This is a genomic window from Litoreibacter ascidiaceicola, from assembly GCF_900129235.1.
GTDB lineage: Bacteria > Pseudomonadota > Alphaproteobacteria > Rhodobacterales > Rhodobacteraceae > Litoreibacter > Litoreibacter ascidiaceicola.
This window is the reverse complement of record NZ_FQUV01000009.1, coordinates 23,808-40,125: the sequence shown is the minus strand read 5'-3', so window position 1 is coordinate 40,125 and position 16,318 is coordinate 23,808. Positions and strand designations below refer to the sequence as shown.

General features: G+C 56.1%; 11 protein-coding genes. 10 read left to right on the top strand and 1 reads right to left on the bottom strand.

Annotation, left to right across the window (positions count from 1 at the left end; all coding sequences use genetic code 11):
* Window positions 1–67: 67 nt before the first annotated feature.
* Window positions 68–1,603 carry a Fic family protein gene (locus BUB72_RS16185; RefSeq protein ID WP_073145907.1) on the bottom strand — a complete coding sequence of 512 codons (1,536 nt, stop codon included), beginning with the start codon at window positions 1,601–1,603 and terminating at the stop codon, window positions 68–70.
* Between the two features lie 792 nt (window positions 1,604–2,395).
* Between BUB72_RS16185 and repA the strand changes: the two genes are divergently transcribed.
* The 10 genes from repA (at window position 2,396) to BUB72_RS16130 (ending at window position 16,220) form a co-directional block, all read left to right on the top strand.
* Window positions 2,396–3,598, top strand: a complete 1,203-nt coding sequence (repA, locus tag BUB72_RS16180; RefSeq protein WP_073145906.1) for a plasmid partitioning protein RepA — start codon at window positions 2,396–2,398, stop codon at window positions 3,596–3,598.
* Window positions 3,598–4,575, top strand: a complete 978-nt coding sequence (gene repB / locus BUB72_RS16175) for a plasmid partitioning protein RepB (protein WP_073145905.1) — start codon at window positions 3,598–3,600, stop codon at window positions 4,573–4,575. Before repA ends, repB begins: the two co-directional genes overlap by 1 nt.
* Window positions 4,576–4,803: 228 nt before the next feature.
* Window positions 4,804–5,898, top strand: a complete 1,095-nt coding sequence (gene repC, locus BUB72_RS16170; protein WP_073145904.1) for a plasmid replication protein RepC — start codon at window positions 4,804–4,806, stop codon at window positions 5,896–5,898.
* Between the two features lie 521 nt (window positions 5,899–6,419).
* Entirely contained in the window at window positions 6,420–6,890 is a 471-nt protein-coding gene (locus BUB72_RS16160) for a hypothetical protein (RefSeq protein ID WP_073145902.1), read from the top strand.
* A 41-nt stretch (window positions 6,891–6,931) separates the two neighbouring features.
* Window positions 6,932–7,864, top strand: coding sequence for an ArdC family protein (locus BUB72_RS16155; RefSeq protein ID WP_073145901.1), 933 nt, complete (start codon window positions 6,932–6,934; stop codon window positions 7,862–7,864).
* Window positions 7,865–7,953: 89 nt separating this feature from the next.
* The gene (locus BUB72_RS16150) at window positions 7,954–8,343 is read left to right on the top strand and encodes a DUF3768 domain-containing protein (protein WP_073145900.1); all 390 of its coding nucleotides are present in this window, start codon (window positions 7,954–7,956) and stop codon (window positions 8,341–8,343) included.
* Between the two features lie 156 nt (window positions 8,344–8,499).
* Window positions 8,500–10,479 carry a ParB/RepB/Spo0J family partition protein gene (locus BUB72_RS16145; RefSeq protein WP_073145899.1) on the top strand — a complete coding sequence of 660 codons (1,980 nt, stop codon included), beginning with the start codon at window positions 8,500–8,502 and terminating at the stop codon, window positions 10,477–10,479.
* A gap of 107 nt (window positions 10,480–10,586) precedes the next feature.
* Complete coding sequence (locus tag BUB72_RS16140) at window positions 10,587–11,180, top strand: regulator (RefSeq protein WP_073145898.1); 594 nt, start codon at window positions 10,587–10,589, stop codon at window positions 11,178–11,180.
* Window positions 11,180–11,836 (top strand): DUF6927 domain-containing protein, encoded by a 657-nt coding sequence (locus BUB72_RS16135; protein ID WP_073145897.1) that lies wholly within the window; start codon window positions 11,180–11,182, stop codon window positions 11,834–11,836. The genes BUB72_RS16140 and BUB72_RS16135 overlap by 1 nt, the downstream gene beginning before the upstream one ends.
* Before the next feature lie 118 nt (window positions 11,837–11,954).
* Window positions 11,955–16,220, top strand: coding sequence for a strawberry notch family protein (locus tag BUB72_RS16130; protein WP_073145895.1), 4,266 nt, complete (start codon window positions 11,955–11,957; stop codon window positions 16,218–16,220).
* The last annotated feature ends 98 nt before the right edge of the window (window positions 16,221–16,318 follow it).

Sequence of the window (16,318 nt, the reverse complement as noted above, 5' to 3'; positions counted from 1 at the left end):
AATATGTCCTGCCGTTGCAAATATCATGCTTTTCTTTCCAAGAGCCCAAATAGACAAGTCAACCAACTCACCGGGAAAGAGAAGTTGACCATTGCATTCGATCCTCGATCAGTTTTGCGAACGGAACTATGTCGCCTCCAACACTCGCCGACTCCAAGGCAGACATATATGCTGCGCGATGCTCGACATCAATAACTGTCCAAGGGTAGCCGCCGGATGCAAACATTGCGTTCATCAAGAAACGTGCCATGCGCCCGTTTCCATCGGGATAGGGGTGGATGTAACCGAGTAGCCAGTGCCCAAGAACTGCGCGAACCGCTGCGGAATCTTCATTCTCGAGTCTTTTGAACAGAGTCTCCATACCGTCGGCAATAGCTTCAACGCGCGGCGGCGTGTGACGTGATCCCCGCAGATACACTGGATGATTTCGGTAACCAGCCAATGCGCCAGCCTTCAATATACCTGCCGTCACAGACGGCCGGAACAACTCTTCATACCAATTATCATGATCTTGTCTGGCCCCCTGCCCTGCCGACTCCCCCGTTAGTATTCTTTCTATCGACGCCCGAACGGATTGAAAGGCTTGCCAGTAACCGCGGGCTGCAAGCGCATCGACATCCTTCTTGTGCTCCACATTTCCAAGAGGGTCGAAGGACCCCTGCCGCACTTGCTCGATCAACTCTGTAGTGACGGAATAGCCTTCAATGGACAGTGAGTGATAGGCATCGTTGACGTAGATGTCGTCGATCACCGCCAGATACGTATCTTTGTCGGCAGGCATACCTGGTTCGTCAGGAAATATGCCTAGAATGGCGTCGCGATGTGTGTCCCACGCAGCATTGATCCGAGCCGCAAGTGGCGAGCTGCCCACTTCAAGGGGCATCACGTGGGCACCATCCACGAACGGGTTCCTCTCCCGGACATCGTAGTCAGCGGCCTTCATCTTCTTGAGAATTGTGTCGGCCTCATTGTCGCGCCCAACGCGACGCAACGCACCCGCAATCCGCCCTGCGGCCAAAACGTGCCCGCCGTCGAGCAATTTGACAAGCAAGGGACCTGTATTCCTCAAACCGCTCAAGACAATTTGCGCTTCCATTGCGTAGGAGCGGTAGAATACTTCGGGGACGTTGATGAGTGCCGCTTCAACAGAGAGAATGAACAGCCCATCTTTTGTGACGATGTCGCTCTTCGGAGGCAGGTCCTTCTTGAGATCGTACAGCGACGTGTCGAACGGCAGCACCGTGTTGTTGCCAGACCCCTTGGGAGTCCAAATGATCACTTGCTTCGGAATGTGGGTGCTTTCGGCGTGCAAAAGTAAAGATTGCTCGGACGAGAAGCACCACTCCACGCCATAGCGTTCGTGGCAGTACCGACGACAGAAGTCCCAGAATGATGTGTACCAGAAGGTCGAGTCATGTGACTTGTCTTGTGGTCGAGTCACGATCAGCCAGCCCAAAATGACATCTGTTAGGAAACCATTTTTCTTGAGCCTCTCTCGGTGGGTCCGGCTAAGCTCACCGCTTCGAAGGACGTTGCCATGTTCCGCTTGTCGCTCCTTGAGAAGCTCGAGCGAGGCTGCAAGTTTTTCATTTGGGGTAGCCATGATAAGAAGGTCACATTCCTAAAGAAGTTGCCGGTACTTTACGCGTATTAAGAGCTGTACATTTAGACGTAAAGCGTGTCGTTTGTATACACGTTTTTTAAGCCGTGCAATCACACGTAAAGTTAGATGTGCATCTTGACGAGTTTTATGCTGATCCCGCATGGGACCCAGCAACTGAACGGGAACGTTCGCCACCGATTGAAAGTCGAAGTCAGACCAATCGAAAGTAAAGAGCCTCTGACGCCCCCCTGCCCCACTCACAAAGACAAAAGATGTCGCGACACACCGCAAGATAAGATTTACGCTTTAAGTAGAAAAATACTCGGTGGTATATTGGGTTCTTCACGGGGCGGATCAAAAATCCAACTTTCGCGCACCTTACATGCGCGAAAGTTGGATCTTAATCTCGATTCAAGGCGACATCGCTATCTGCAACAGAGCCCAAGGCCACAAAGCCAATTTTGTGTCCCCGACAACAACCTCCAGAAATTCCTGCGATCCAACCGATTCGAGCCATAGTCATGCTTGCTATCAATTGCGACCATGTGCCTAAGTGCTACAACATGTTGCGATAATTCATCAAAATCCCGACAAAATGTTTTTTTTCAACATGTTAACTAAGGTTCTTCAGTCATCACGGCTGAATAGAAGGGCCCTTTGCTACCGAAAGGGCCAAAAAATTGTTGCCTGGGGATAAGTTGCGTGTCATGAGTTCAATTGTCGCAAGCTGTCGTAAATCACGCGGTTTAGCGACGAAACACAGATGACCCACTAAGAGGTCGTGAGGGCAGCATGAATTCAAACGCAAATATCGCGCAAACCAGCTCTATCGCCGCATCTATTGCGTCGAACGCTGCCCGCCTGTCGGAAGCGCTTAACAACCATATGCGCAATAGCTTCCAGCCCGATAGTAGAAAAGCGCTACGTAAGTTTCATCCTGCGGAAGTATCAGAGCTCACCGGCATCAGTATGTCGAACCTTCGAACGCGGCATCAGGAAGGTGATTTCCCTGATGTAGAGACGGATTCCAGAGGTCGCAGGCTCTATACCGCCCAAGAGATTGACCAAATCCGCCATGTGATGGCGAAGACCGGTCGGAATGGCGAAACATACCTTCCCGGACGGCGCGAGAACGATGCCCTTCAGGTTATTTCTATAGTGAACTTCAAAGGCGGATCCAGCAAGACAACCAGCGCCGTCCACTTAGCTCAACGCTATGCGTTGCGAGGCTATCGGGTACTTGCGATCGACATGGACCCACAGGCGAGCTTGACCACGATGTTCGGGTACCGTCCTGAGATCGAGTTTGCTGAGAGCGGCACCGTTTATGACGCGCTAAAATACGAAGACCCTGTGCCGCTGAGCCAAGTCATCCGAAAGACATATTTTCACAACCTTGACCTCGCTCCGGCAGGTCTCTTGCTATCCGAGTACGAGACCGAAACAGCGTATGCGCTTCAGCACAAGATCGACCCGCCATTCACACAACGCCTTGCGATCGCTCTCGACGAGGTCGAAGCAGACTACGATCTCGTCATCATCGATTGCCCGCCTCAACTTGGCTTCACAACAATGACAGCTTTGTTGGCGTCTACCGGCCTTCTGATTACAGTTGTTCCCAGCATGTTGGATGTTGCATCGATGGCGCAATTCCTTGAAATGGCTGGAGAAACTGTCCAAACTCTCGAGGAGGCGGCAGGGCCCATCGATTGGAATTTCCTTAAGTTCTTGATCGCTCGATATGAACCAACCGACGTACCACAATCACAAATGGCGGGTTTCTTGAGGTCTATTCTCTTGGATCAAGTGTTGACCACCCCGATGCTCAAATCCACAGCGATCTCAGACGCTGGGATGACACAGCAAACCATCTATGAGCTGGATCCCTCACAAGTCGTAAAGAAGACACTAACACGCATATTAGAGTCTGTTAATGGCGTCGCGGATGAGTTCGAAAAGACGATCCAGCAAGCTTGGGGAAGGGAAACTGACTAATGGCCCGTAGAAACCTATTCCAGCCCCCTCCCCCACCCGATGCGGCCGGCACTGCGGCACCAGCCGGAGAACAAAAGGCGCGATTCCCGAATACCGGCGCAATGAGCGGCGTTAAGTCCACTTTGAAGGATGTCGCGAGCAACGCGGTAAGAGAAATCTCCGTTGATGTCATTGAAGAGAACGGCCCCAAGGACCGTCTCTCTTTCACCGATGCTGATGTTGTGACGCTAGCTGAGAGCATTAAGGCACACGGCCAACAAGTACCAATTATGGTGCGCCCCATCGCGGACAAACCCGGACACTACAAAATCGTTTATGGTCGCCGCAGATTGCGGGCCTTACGATCGCTCGGCATCCCCGCAAAAGCACTTGTCAGGTCTCTTTCTGATGAAGAGGCTATTCTTGCCCAGGGACAAGAGAACACTCAACGCTTAGATCCCAGCTTCATTGAAAAAGCGCTTTTCGCCACCGAGCTGGCTACAAGTGGCTACGAGCAAGCAATCATTCTGGATGCCCTCGCTGTGGACAAGCCAATGCTATCGCGCATGGCCAAAGTTGCACGGTCTATTCCAAAGTCAGTCATTGAGCAAATCGGCTCCGCGCATGGCATTGGACGCAGACGTTGGGAAGAGCTGGCAGACCAGTCGCGCAGTGATAGCATCGATCTTGAACAGGTCACCGCAACGCTTCAGTTTAATGCTGCCAAGAGCTCCGACGACCGCTTTGGCATGGTCAGTGACGCCATTACTCAGGCGCTAAAATCTAAGGCCACTAACAAACCAGCTACACCCCCTACCCTCTCCATCAAACTTGGTGATGGGACGGCTTTGGCTGAAGTAAAAGAAACGGCCCGTGCTTTGACATTCAAGCTGTCGAAGTCTGATGCCCCAGAATTTGCCCAGTGGATGCGTAACAACGCAGAAGCTGAGCTTACGCGCCTCTATGAGGCGTGGCAGTCAGAACAAAAGCCTGACTGATGTCGACCGAGCAGTAAAACTTAAAAAAGGAGCACGACCAGCAACCCAAAAAAGAAAGAGCCCCCCAAGGTTTCCCTAGGAGAGCCCAATCTGTTCTTTGCACTTTCAGATTTACCAGCTTCTCCGCGCCAGTCAACAACAACCGATTCGGTTGCTGAAGATTTGCGGCCTTTTTTCTGATTTTCAGAGATATCGGAGCCTTTTCACATCAGGTTGTCGTGAAAAAACATGGCATTTATACAAGCAACTGCACCCACTGGGCTGCGGACCAGCGAAATATTGTCCGCGGACAATTCCATTCCAGAACGCCACATCGTTGTCGCAACGCTCCGAAACGCGGCCCCGCGACTCGGTCTTAGTGCATCGGTGATTTCAACATTGGACGCGATGCTTTCGTGCCTCGCTCCAAAGCGTAACCACCACACCGTGTTTGCATCAAACTCAACGCTCACGTTCCGGCGCAATGGCATCTCAGACAGAACAATCAGACGCCACGCAGCGACGCTTCAAGAAATTGGCCTGCTCGTTCGCCGTGACAGCCCCAATCGGAAACGGTTCACAAAACACAACAGCCACGCCGGCCAAGCCCTTCGCTTTGGCTTTGACCTCTCACCACTTTTCGATCGTCTGCATGAGATTGCTTCAATGGCGGCTGAGGTCATGAAGGAACGAGAGCAAATTGACTATCTGCGTGCCAAAATCCGCGCAGCAGCCAATGCAAGCCTGATCGACAACCCAAACGATGCGATGGCTCTGAACGTCTTTCGTGTCCTCCGCCGGAAATTGTCCCTTCAAGACTGTGAGAAAATTCTCTCAGCCCTGCCAATCAAAGAAGTTGAAGCAGAGTCACCAGATGATCCAACTTCTAATTTGACGACTACATTGACCGCCAGTGACGGTCAAAATGTCCGGCACCATCATAAGTCAAATAAAGAACATATTGATAAAAAGAACATCGCACAAAAAAAACAAACTACTCCTATGCCTTCAGATGCGCCGATCACAATACCAGAATTGCTATCGGCCTGTACGGAAGCAGCAGAGTTTTCGCTGAGAAGAATAGAAACTGTTCATGATGTCGTTGCTCACGCACGAACGCTGGCGCCGATGATAGGGATCAGCCCTCAAAGCTACGAAGCAGCTCATGAGCGACTGGGTGCGTTAAGAGCAGCGGCAACTGTTTGGGCCATCATGCAGTTCCATGACAAAATCAAAGCGGTTGGTGCGTATTTTAGATCCATAACCACCGGATCAAAGAGCGAAGATTTTAGCCCAGAGAGACTCATCCGGCGTTTGGCTTCGGCGCAAAAATATGCAGTTTGATTTCAAAATTGTCCGCGGACAATTTTCCAAGCAGCATCATCGGCTTTGATGAACCGCCGCCCACACAAAGATAACGTGAGCTGCCAAGTCTCACGCTCGATAGCTGCACAGATTTTATTGCGCTCATAAAAGATGAGGAAGCACCCACTGGTCCATAGACAATCTATCACGAAGCTTTGCCGATACCTTACGCGCACCATTTAGGCACATTGCCTACCTCAATCGCCGTTGAACCAAATTCAACACTCTAGGATGATAGCCAAAACACGCTTTTCAATTAAAATATATAATTATCAGATGGTTAGTGGAAAAACACGTTCTATTTCTCACAATAGTTCCCTGAAAATGAGTTCGTTCATGTTTTGAGTTGTTTTGCAGTCCGCCATTACAGATGCAGCCTAGTGTTATTCTAAAGTGAAAGTTTCCTTCTTGTTTTGGGACTGTCTGATGGAACCCTTGTGGGGTGTTCCTGACGGGTCCGGGTCGGTTTCCGGCCTGTCTGTCCTGACAAGGAACCTCCCATGCAAACAGAAGTATTGCGCGTACTACGCGCAGAAGCGCGGTCGTGGTGGCGACATCGAGAGCTAAGAGGAAGTGGTGACCTTGATGAGGCTTGTCGGCTGGAACGCCAAACGATCCGCCGCGATATTGGGTATCTCCGCGCTGCCCTGAACAACCCCAATGCCTATGTCAGTTGCGGTGGGGGAGGGACCATTCTTCACCTGGGCCTGACAACAGTCTCGCTCTATGCCCCCGTTGAACGCTTCCCGCTCGCCAGTTTTGCTATCCGGCTTGGAACGCCTCTGATCGACTACCACCCCGTCCGCAACATCACCGCCTTCGCCAACTTGCCGAAGGTCACCATGGACGGCCGGATCGATCCAGAGCCTTGGACATCCTCCAGCCAGGTATCGCTCCTGACATATCTGGACGCTGCCGAACGCCTTGGCGCTCGTATCGTCAACGATCCGCGCGCAGCTCGCGCGACCTAACCCAACCTTCCCAATCAACCCCAACCGAAAGGAGGCCAGCCATGGCCCGTTCCCGTACGTCCAAATTCGACGCATCAGACGCCATCACCAATGAACTCATCCGCATCATCGAACGTGGTGTTCTTCCTTGGCGTAAACCGTGGACCGCTGGCGGCAGCGCGCGTCCGTTGCGCCACAACAGTGAACCGTATCAAGGAGTGAACAACTTCCTGCTCACCATGCGCACGGTGATGGCAGGGTTTACCTCTCCGTTCTGGATGACCGTGCCACAGGCAAATACTCTTGGAGCAAAGATCCGGAAGGGCGAACGCTCGTCTGTTGTTGTTTATTATGGCCAGAGTCGAACACAGTCGGACGATGAGCAAGATACCAATGATGGCGATACCACAGAAGCCCTCGTATTTCGGTTCCAGAAGTCATACCGGGTGTTCAACGCAGATCAAATCGAGGGCTTGCCGGAGGCATTCCACCCGGATGCCTGTCCGGTCCCCAATCATACGCCATCTGCGCCAATCGAGCATATGCAGACGTTCTTTGATGCCATCGATATTGCGACGGTCTTTGGTGGAACCGAGGCGCGCTACAATCCGCCCGTCGATAAGGTGTTCATGCCAGGCATTGAGCGCTTTAAGAACCCGCTGAACTTTTACGGGGTCTGGGCGCACGAGCTTGCCCATGCCACCAAGGCGCCCCATCGCTTGAACCGAGACTACGGTCTCAGCCGGTTTGGCAACACTGCCTATTCCCGCGAAGAGATCGTGGCCGAGTTGACGTCCTGCTTTCTGGGGCAGGAGCTTGGGTTTACCGCGCATACGCTCGAGTTGAACGCGTCGTATCTGTATCACTGGCTGCGTGTGCTGCGCTCGGACAGATCGGCGATATTCAAGCACGCGGCGGACGCGCAGAAGGCCTGCGATTATCTGATCGCAAGGTCGGAGGCGGGCAGGGCAGGGGCCACCGATCAGGCAGCTTGAGAGGTCTCGCGCTGTCGCAGGCGGGGTTCGCAAAGAGTGAAAGGAGGCTTTCGGTTTTGTGTTTTCAATTTCCTCGAAAGGACAGACCCATGACCACTTCCGCACTCCCCCAAACCGAAGGCCCCGACATCGCAGCAATCGCATCGCAGAATGATGCCTTCCGCAAACTCGCCTGCCTTGGCTTTGCACCGGATCAGCCCATTGCGGGCCGGATGCATGTGACCCGATCACTTGCGGAGGCCGAGGATGGCTTCATGGCTGAGGCGGTCAAAGCAGCTGGTGAGTTCGACGTTTTTGAACCCGAGAACGATCCCGATGGACGCCACGACTTCGGGGCCGTCGATATCAGGGGGCAAAAGGTCTTTTGGAAGATCGATCTTTATGAGGCGGATAGCGATTTCCGGTATGGCGCTGAGACCCCTGACAACCCTGCAACCACCGTGCGCGTGCTGACCATCATGATGGCATCCGACTGGTAGGGCAGGGGGCCCAACCTTGCAAACCAAGCACAATCTGAAGGCTCGCTGACCCCTACAAAGGGAAAGCGGGCCTTGTTTCATGTGATCCTCAAACCGGGGGATTGGTCATGCCGTTCCGAATGTTCGGGGCGGCTCAACATCTCAAAAGGACATCACATGACACATGCTCTCAAATCTATCTCGGTCGCCATTGGCGATCTCACATCGCATCCTGCCAATGTGCGGAGCAATTCACCAGAAACCTACGAGACAGAGGCGATCGCCCACCTCACGGCCAGCATTGGCGTCTTGGGCATCATCCAACCGCTGCTGGTTCAAAAGATCGATGGCAAGTTTGGCGTGTTGGCAGGTGGTCGACGTCGCGCTGCCTTGATTGAACTGGTCGCTGATAGGACCGCCAAGGGCTTCACCAACAAAACCAAGATCGAATGCCGCTTGGTGCCCGATAACTGCGATGTGACCACGGCCCTGTCGCTGGCCGAGAACATCACGCAGGCCCCGATGAACGCTATCGACGAGTTCGAAGCGTTTGCGCGCATGATGGAGGTTGATGGGCAATCGCCGGACACCATCGCCAAGACCTTCGGGACGACCATTACCGCCGTCAAAGGCCGTTTGCGCTATGGTTTGATCCATCCAGATATCCGCGCAGCCGCCCGCGCCAAGTCTATCACCCTCGATACGATGAAGGCCTTTGCGGATCATCCAAGCCAGGCCGTGCAGCTTGAGGTGTATGAGGCGCTGACAGGCGATGACAGTTATGTACAGGCCTATACGGTGCGTCAGGCGCTCAAAACACGTGGTGTGCAGGTGAGCGACGATATCGGGGCCTTTGTGCGCGAGGAATACGTGGCGCGAGGCGGTCCCATCGCTGCCGATCTCCTCGAAGAGCATTCGGTGTTGGAAGACATCGCACTGGTCGAGGCCATCATGGTCGAAAAACTTACCGCCGCCGCCGAAGAGGCGCGGGCCCAAATGGGGTTTGCGTGGGCCGAGGCGTTGGTGCGCTACGATTATGCAACGATGGCAGAATATGGTCGCGTCTATCCCGGCCCGATCGAGCCTGACGCCGCTGGTCAAAAGCGCGTGGATGCGATCACCGAGGAGCTCGAGAAACTCCAACTTGAGATGGAGGACGAGACCCTCGAAACCGATGCCTACAATGCACTCTACGATCGCGTGGATGCGCTCGAGGAGGAGGCGCGGGATCTGCAGGAGGCCTACAGCTCTGAGGACCTTGCGCAGGGTGGTGTCATCGCATCCTGGTCAAACGGCAAGATTACGCTGCATGTTGGCCTGGTGCGGCCAGAGGACAAGCCTGAGGCGACTGCGCAGGCAAGCAGCGCCGGCGGCATGTCTGGTGATGCGGACGGGCAGGGCACCGACACGATCGCCTATCCCGCCTCGCTAACCCAAGACCTCAAGACTGAGCGGGCAATGGCCCTCGGGGCGGCAATGACGCTGCATCCCGAAGCCACGCTCGATCTGACCTTGTTCAAGCTGGTCACGGACGTACTTGGCGGCATGAGCGTAACCCATGGCATCAAGGTCGAGGCCCGCAAGGAATACCGCAGCCACGCCAAGATGGACGAGATCGATGGCACATCGCTGGAACAGGTCGCCGAGGCGCATGACGCGCTTGATCTGTCCTGGGCGGGTGAGGCGAAATCTCCGGCAGATCAGTTTGCATCATTCCGTGCACTTGATAAGGGCGAGAAGGCCAAACTGGTGGCCTATGCCACGGCCAGCACGACGCAATCCTGTTTTGCCCGCAGCGTTCAGAGCGACAGCCTGATGCACGATTTCGAGATCGAGGTCATGCCCGACATTCGCGCGCATTGGACGCCGAACGCGGCGCTATTCAACCGGTTCAAGAAGGCGTGGCTGCTCAAAATCCTTGGCGAAGAGCTCGGCCTTGCGCAGGAGGCCGTGACACTGGCCTCCATGAGCAAGAAAGAGATCGTCGCCTTTTGCGACAAGCTCTTCGCCGAACCCTTTGCGACCCTCACTGAAGCACAGCATCGGGCGGTCGCAGCATGGTGTCCGCCGATGATGCAAACGACCGGTGGCGTCAGCTTGGGTGTCGATGCGGAAGAGACCGCTCCAGCAGAGACGGTTCAGGCAAAAGCCGCCTGATCCACCGAGGTGACCCGCGCTTGGGAACAACCAGACGCGGGTCATCCCACTCCCCAATAACTCCCAGAAACACGCGGCTCAGACCGCCGTTTATGAAAGACATCCCCATGGCTATTCTCAAGTTCTCCGCGTCCGCTGTTGCGGCGCAAATTGCGCATGCCCGCTCGTGTTCAACCTTCCTGCCCAATTGGAACGGGCCAGTCGATAAGCCCGCCCTGATCCTCATCGTTGGGAACGGCGTACATCTGCGTTCCAACGGCATTGACGGCTCAACCACTCGTATTGTCACCACCGAGCAGTCTGATCCCAGCTTTGCCTTTGCGAACGGCATCAATCCTTTTCGGGACAGCGATTGGATGGCACAGCGCCAAATGGCGTTTCGCGATCTGACCGGGCAGTTCTACACAGACATTTTGGACGATGTGCAAACGCTCATTGATCGCGGGCAGGGAGCTATTCGGTTGGCAACGGACGGCCATTCCATCCGCGTCTTTGTGCGCCGCGCCTCAGACTTCCTGATTGGCGGAACCTACGAGGTGCCATCGGGTCTTGGTGGCACATTCCGAGTTGTCCTGAAGGACGCCTGCGACACCTTTGCCATCGTTCAAAACTGCGGCAACTGCGAGGACTTCGATGCATTGCAGCCGTATCGCGTGCCGCTCGACGCTCTGATGGAGATTGAAGACCGGAGGGCGGCATAGTGGGCTGGTTGTTTTACACCGACCGGCGGGTTCAGACCTACGCCGATGAGAAGGCAGAGATCACGCGTCTGTGCACGTTCGAGACAGATACGCGCCGCACGACACTGGTCAAAGTCAGCAAGGTTGGCTCGACGTGGTATGCGGCAGCAAAGGTCGTTGCATGCGATGCGGGGCCCTTGGTGGATCGGACCTATGTGACCGACAAAGATGGAACCTTCACCTTCGGTGCAGTGTTTCTGACGCGGTACGACGACGGGTGCTGGGGCTACAAGGACATGGAGGAAAGCGCTGGTCCCTGCGAGTCCCGCGCGCCGTCGAGCATCCTGAATCTGCTGTCCGATTTGAAAGACCCCGACAGCTACGCCCACGCCTGGCGGCAACGCTGTCGGGACTGGGCCGCGATCCCAGACTACGCAGAGGGCGACAAGATCAAGCTCGTGTCCCCTGTGACACTCAGCGATGGCAGTACCTGTCAGATCGTCACAGCAACCCATTACAGGCGTGGGCGTCAAAAGCGGCGCTGCTACCGCACCCTGGAAACCGGCGGTCTTGTGCGGCTTTCAAAAGCGTTACTGGCGGGATCGACCCTCATCAATCGCGAAATGGCTGAGGGCAGTGCTGTGTTGGCAGAGTTTTTTGCCCAGCAGACGCCGTAGGAGGCCCCACAGCGCGTTCTACGCCGTATTCTGGCCCTAGGGCCTCCTTAGCGCTGCAAGGCGTAGAGGAGGCTTTTTGTCCTGTGAACCTCAAACCGGATCACAAAGGACAGAAATCATGGCCTATCCCAACCAGAAGCACTCCAATCAATCCCGATCTAACGCTCAGTTCAAGACAGCCCTGTCGCTGATCGCCGCCGAGATCGCGCGCGGCCCTTTGCGCAGCTCCTCTCTCTCAAAGATCATGCGCGACACCTTTGGCGATAGCGATGCCAGCGGTGCATGGAACTGGCGTATGGCCTACGACATGATGCAGGCTGCTGCTGTTCAATCGCTTCTTTTGGCTGCGAGCGGGTCAGAGTCACTTGGTGCCGCCAAGAACCTCGCGACGCGGCTTTTGACCGAAACACGGCGTTCCGAGCAACAGATCCGCCTGCAACAGTTCTCGACCCCGCTGCCTTACGCGGCCCTCGCTGCGCGCGCGGCCGCAATCCGTTCTGGTGAGACGGTACTGGAACCCTCTGCGGGAACCGGTTCGCTGGCGGGGTTCATGAAGCGGGCAGGCGCCAAACTCATGCTCAACGAAGTCGATCCGTTTCGCCAGCGGTTGCTCGATGTGATGTTCGACGCGCAGGCAAGCGGACATGACGCCGAGCACATCGATGATCTGCTGACATCAACAACAGCCCCCAGCGTTATAGTGATGAACCCGCCGTTTGCGTCCTCGGTCGATCGCTCCCGCGACAAGCACATCGCAGCCAAGCATCTCATCGGGGCCGCGAAACGACTGGCCTCTGGCGGACGTCTTGTTGCGATCATGCCGGTGGGCTTCACCCCCGAACGGGATGCTACACATTGGGCCCGTGCAATGGGCCTTCTAACGCCACGGCTGGCCCTGACCATCCCGGGCCATGTCTACCGCAAGCTCGGCACCAGCGTGGATACGCAATTGATGGTTTTTGATAAGGTCGATGAGGGCAGCGAGATGATCCGCACCTTCGTTGATGATTTGGATTCAGCGGTCAGCATTGTGGACCAGGTCGCCGCAACACGGTCGATTGTAGCGCCTGTGACGGCGACACGCTCATTGAATGTCGGGCGCCCTCTGCAGCGATCTGCGCCTGACAAGGCGCGCAAGCCTGTCGCATCAAACGCATCTGCTGCCAAAACTCCTAAACACGCAGCAACACCGCTGTCGTTCGCCACGCTCGAGACGCCGCGCGAAAACACCCCTATTTCCGAGATCTATGCCCGTTATCGCCCGCAGCGGATCGACATTGCGGGGGCACAGGAACACCCGACGCCGCTGGTTGAAAGCATTGCCATGGCGTCTGTTGCACCACCGGTGCCTTCCCTGCAATCCGCCGAGGGGTTGCGCTTGCCGAACCGCTTGATTGCCGAGGGTCATCTCTCGGAAGCCCAGCTGGAAACCATCATCATGGCCAACGATGCTCATGCACGCGATTTGCCTGGCAAGTTCACCATCGATGAAGACCAGACCAAGATGCTGCGCAGTGATGAGGATGCGGAGGCGCGGGCTTACCGCTTGGGATACTTTCTGGGGGACGGCACTGGCTGCGGTAAGGGGCGCGAGTGCGCAGGCCTCATTCTGGTCAATTGGCTGTCCGGGCGGCGCAAAGCTGTCTGGGTGTCAAAATCCGCAACGCTGATTGAAGACGCCGTGCGCGACTGGACCGATCTTGGAGGCTCGCCCGCAGATATCCAGCCGCTCTCGAAATGGAAGCCCGACCAGCACGTCACCATGGGCGACGGCATCTTGTTCGTGACCTACGCCACGCTGCGCTCCGCGGGTAAATGCGGCACCACGCGCCTGAATCAGCTGCTCGCGTGGATGGGTGACGACTTCGACGGCGTACTCGCTTTTGACGAGGCCCACGCGATGCAAAATGCGGCTGGATCAGAGCAGGGCAGGGGAGCGAAACCGTCCCAGCAGGGTCTTGCGGGTCTGCGCCTGCAACTCGCCACCCCACGCGCCCGTGTCTTCTATGTCTCGGCGACGGGGGCCACATCTGTCCACAACCTCGCCTATGCATCCCGGCTCGGGCTTTGGGGCCAAGGGTCAGAGTATCCGTTCCCGAGCCGCGAGAGCTTTGTCTCAGCGATGGAGGCGGGCGGTGTGGCGGCCATGGAAGTGGTGGCTCGCGATCTCAAAACACTAGGGTTCTATACCGCGCGGGCGCTGAGCTTTGACGGGGTCGAATACGATGTGCTGGAACATGCACTGACACCTGCCCAAACAGAGATTTACGATGCCTATGCGGGCGCGTTCCGGACTATCCATCACAACTTAGAGGCCGCACTGACCGCCACAGGCGTCAATGATGCCTCGGGCGAGACAAATGCATCTGCCGCAAAAGCCTCTGCCAAGTCGCGGTTCGAGAGCACAAAGCAGCGCTTCTTCAATCATCTGCTGATGGGCATGAAAGCCCCGTCGATTGTCAGCGCCATTCAGCAGGACCTATCCGATGGTTATGCTTGCGTGATCCAGGTGGTCTCGACGGGCGAAAGCCTCTTGAAACGGCGCTTGGAAATGATGGACCCCGATGATGAACTGGTCGAGGGGGCATTGACGCCGCGCGACTACGTGCTCGGCTATCTCGAACAGGCCTTTCCGATCCACACCCAGAAGCTTGTCGAGATTGACGGCAATGTTGTCGCAGAGCCGCTGCGGGATGAAACAGGGGCCTTGGTGGTCTCTCGCGAAGCGTTGGCCCTGCGGGACGAGGCGATGATGGACCTGATGGCGCTGGCCCCGATCCCTGCGGCACTGGATCAAATCCTCTGGGCGTTCGGGGATGAAGCCGTGGCAGAGGTCACGGGGCGGTCTATTCGCCCGCTCAAATCCAGCGACGGCGCGCTCTTTATCGAAAAGCGCGCTGCAAGCAGCAATTCGTCTGAGACACAGGCGTTTATGGATGGCGAGAAAAACATCCTGATCTTCTCGGATGCGGGAGGAACAGGGCGATCCTATCACGCAGCGCAAACAGCGAAAAATCAAAAACGGCGACGCCATTATCTGCTGGAACCCGGCTGGCGCGCGGATGCAGCTATTCAGGGACTTGGGCGCACGCATCGCTCTGCGCAGGTCAGCGCGCCGTTCTTCCGTGTCTGCACCTCGGACGTTCACGGTGAAAAACGCTTCACTTCAACAATCAGCAAACGTCTTGATCAGCTTGGTGCGCTCACCAAAGGCCAACGCGAGACAGGCTCGCAGGGCATGTTCCGCGAGGAGGACAATCTCGAAAGCCCCATCGCACGATCCGCGCTGCGGGGGTACTACGCCGATCTTGCCGCCGGGCGTGCGGAGGCGATGGGCTACGAGGTCTTCACGGATTGGACGGCGTTGAGGCTGATCGACAAGGATGGCGTGCTGCTCGAAGAATTGCCGCCGATCCAACGGTTTCTTAATCGGGTGTTGGCGTTGCCGATCCACATGCAGAACGCGCTCTTTGCGGAGTTCATGCAGCGCATCGCCGATCAGACCGAACGTGCGCGGGATGCAGGCACGCTCGATCTTGGGGTGGAGATGCTGCGGGGCGAGACGATCAAGCAGGTCTCTGTAGAAGATCTATGGACCTGCCCGATATCTGGGGCTGTGACGCGCATCATTGGATTGGAGGTGACAGATCCTGTACACATTGCGCGCGCCGATGATGCCCTTCGCAACAACTTCGACAAAATCCCAATGGTCAATCGGGCTTCGGGGCGGGTTGGGTTGATCTCAAAACGCCCGATGCAGATGTATGACGAAGACATCGTCACCCTGATGCGCAAGGTTGTCCGGCCCACTGGCAAATCCTACCTTGAGGAGGCGAAGTTTGAGGCCTCGGCTTGGGAGACCATCGACCGACCAGAGTTCATCCGGCTTTGGGACGAGGAGGCCGATGGTCTTCCTAAAACCACCACGACAAAGCTCTACCTGCTCACTGGTCAGTTGCTTCCGATCTGGAAGACCATCCCGACCAGCAACGAGCGTATTTATCGCGTTACGCCCGAGGGCTGTGCGAGCATGATTGGCCGCACCCTCAGCGAGGAGGGGGCCGCAGCTCTTCGGGCGCGGTTCATGACAGGAACGCCAGAAACACCAAGTGAAATGCTGACGGCGGCGCTTGGCACGACGGCACCCGTCGATCTGGGGCGCGGCATGACGCTGACGCGCCGCCGCGTTGCGGGCGATGTGCGCTTGGAGATTGGTGGGGCGGACAAGGGCACGATTGATGGTCTCAAGGCCCTCGGGTGTTTTACTGAAATCATCGCTTTCCAGCTGCGGGTCTTTGTGCCGCATGGGGCAGGGGTCGATGCGGCAGCAATCCTCGCCCGCATTGTTGGCGATGGGCACCCAAGTATCCGCAGCGCAGCCTGATCGGCGTTGCGGGCGACAGTAGCACTTCCACCAAATGCAGAGACCGCGTGCCCGCCCATATTGGCGGGTGCGCGGCCGGAATTCGTCAACTTAGATGG

Excerpts from the sequence above, each read along its gene's own strand:
- BUB72_RS16185 (WP_073145907.1), bottom strand. The coding sequence starts at position 1,603 with ATGGCTACCCCAAATGAAAAACTTGCAGCCTCGCTCGAGCTTCTCAAG.
- repA (WP_073145906.1), top strand. The coding sequence starts at position 2,396 with ATGAATTCAAACGCAAATATCGCGCAAACCAGCTCTATCGCCGCATCT.
- repB (WP_073145905.1), top strand. The coding sequence starts at position 3,598 with ATGGCCCGTAGAAACCTATTCCAGCCCCCTCCCCCACCCGATGCGGCC.
- repC (WP_073145904.1), top strand. The coding sequence starts at position 4,804 with ATGGCATTTATACAAGCAACTGCACCCACTGGGCTGCGGACCAGCGAA.
- BUB72_RS16160 (WP_073145902.1), top strand. The coding sequence starts at position 6,420 with ATGCAAACAGAAGTATTGCGCGTACTACGCGCAGAAGCGCGGTCGTGG.
- BUB72_RS16155 (WP_073145901.1), top strand. The coding sequence starts at position 6,932 with ATGGCCCGTTCCCGTACGTCCAAATTCGACGCATCAGACGCCATCACC.
- BUB72_RS16150 (WP_073145900.1), top strand. The coding sequence starts at position 7,954 with ATGACCACTTCCGCACTCCCCCAAACCGAAGGCCCCGACATCGCAGCA.
- BUB72_RS16145 (WP_073145899.1), top strand. The coding sequence starts at position 8,500 with ATGACACATGCTCTCAAATCTATCTCGGTCGCCATTGGCGATCTCACA.
- BUB72_RS16140 (WP_073145898.1), top strand. The coding sequence starts at position 10,587 with ATGGCTATTCTCAAGTTCTCCGCGTCCGCTGTTGCGGCGCAAATTGCG.
- BUB72_RS16130 (WP_073145895.1), top strand. The coding sequence starts at position 11,955 with ATGGCCTATCCCAACCAGAAGCACTCCAATCAATCCCGATCTAACGCT.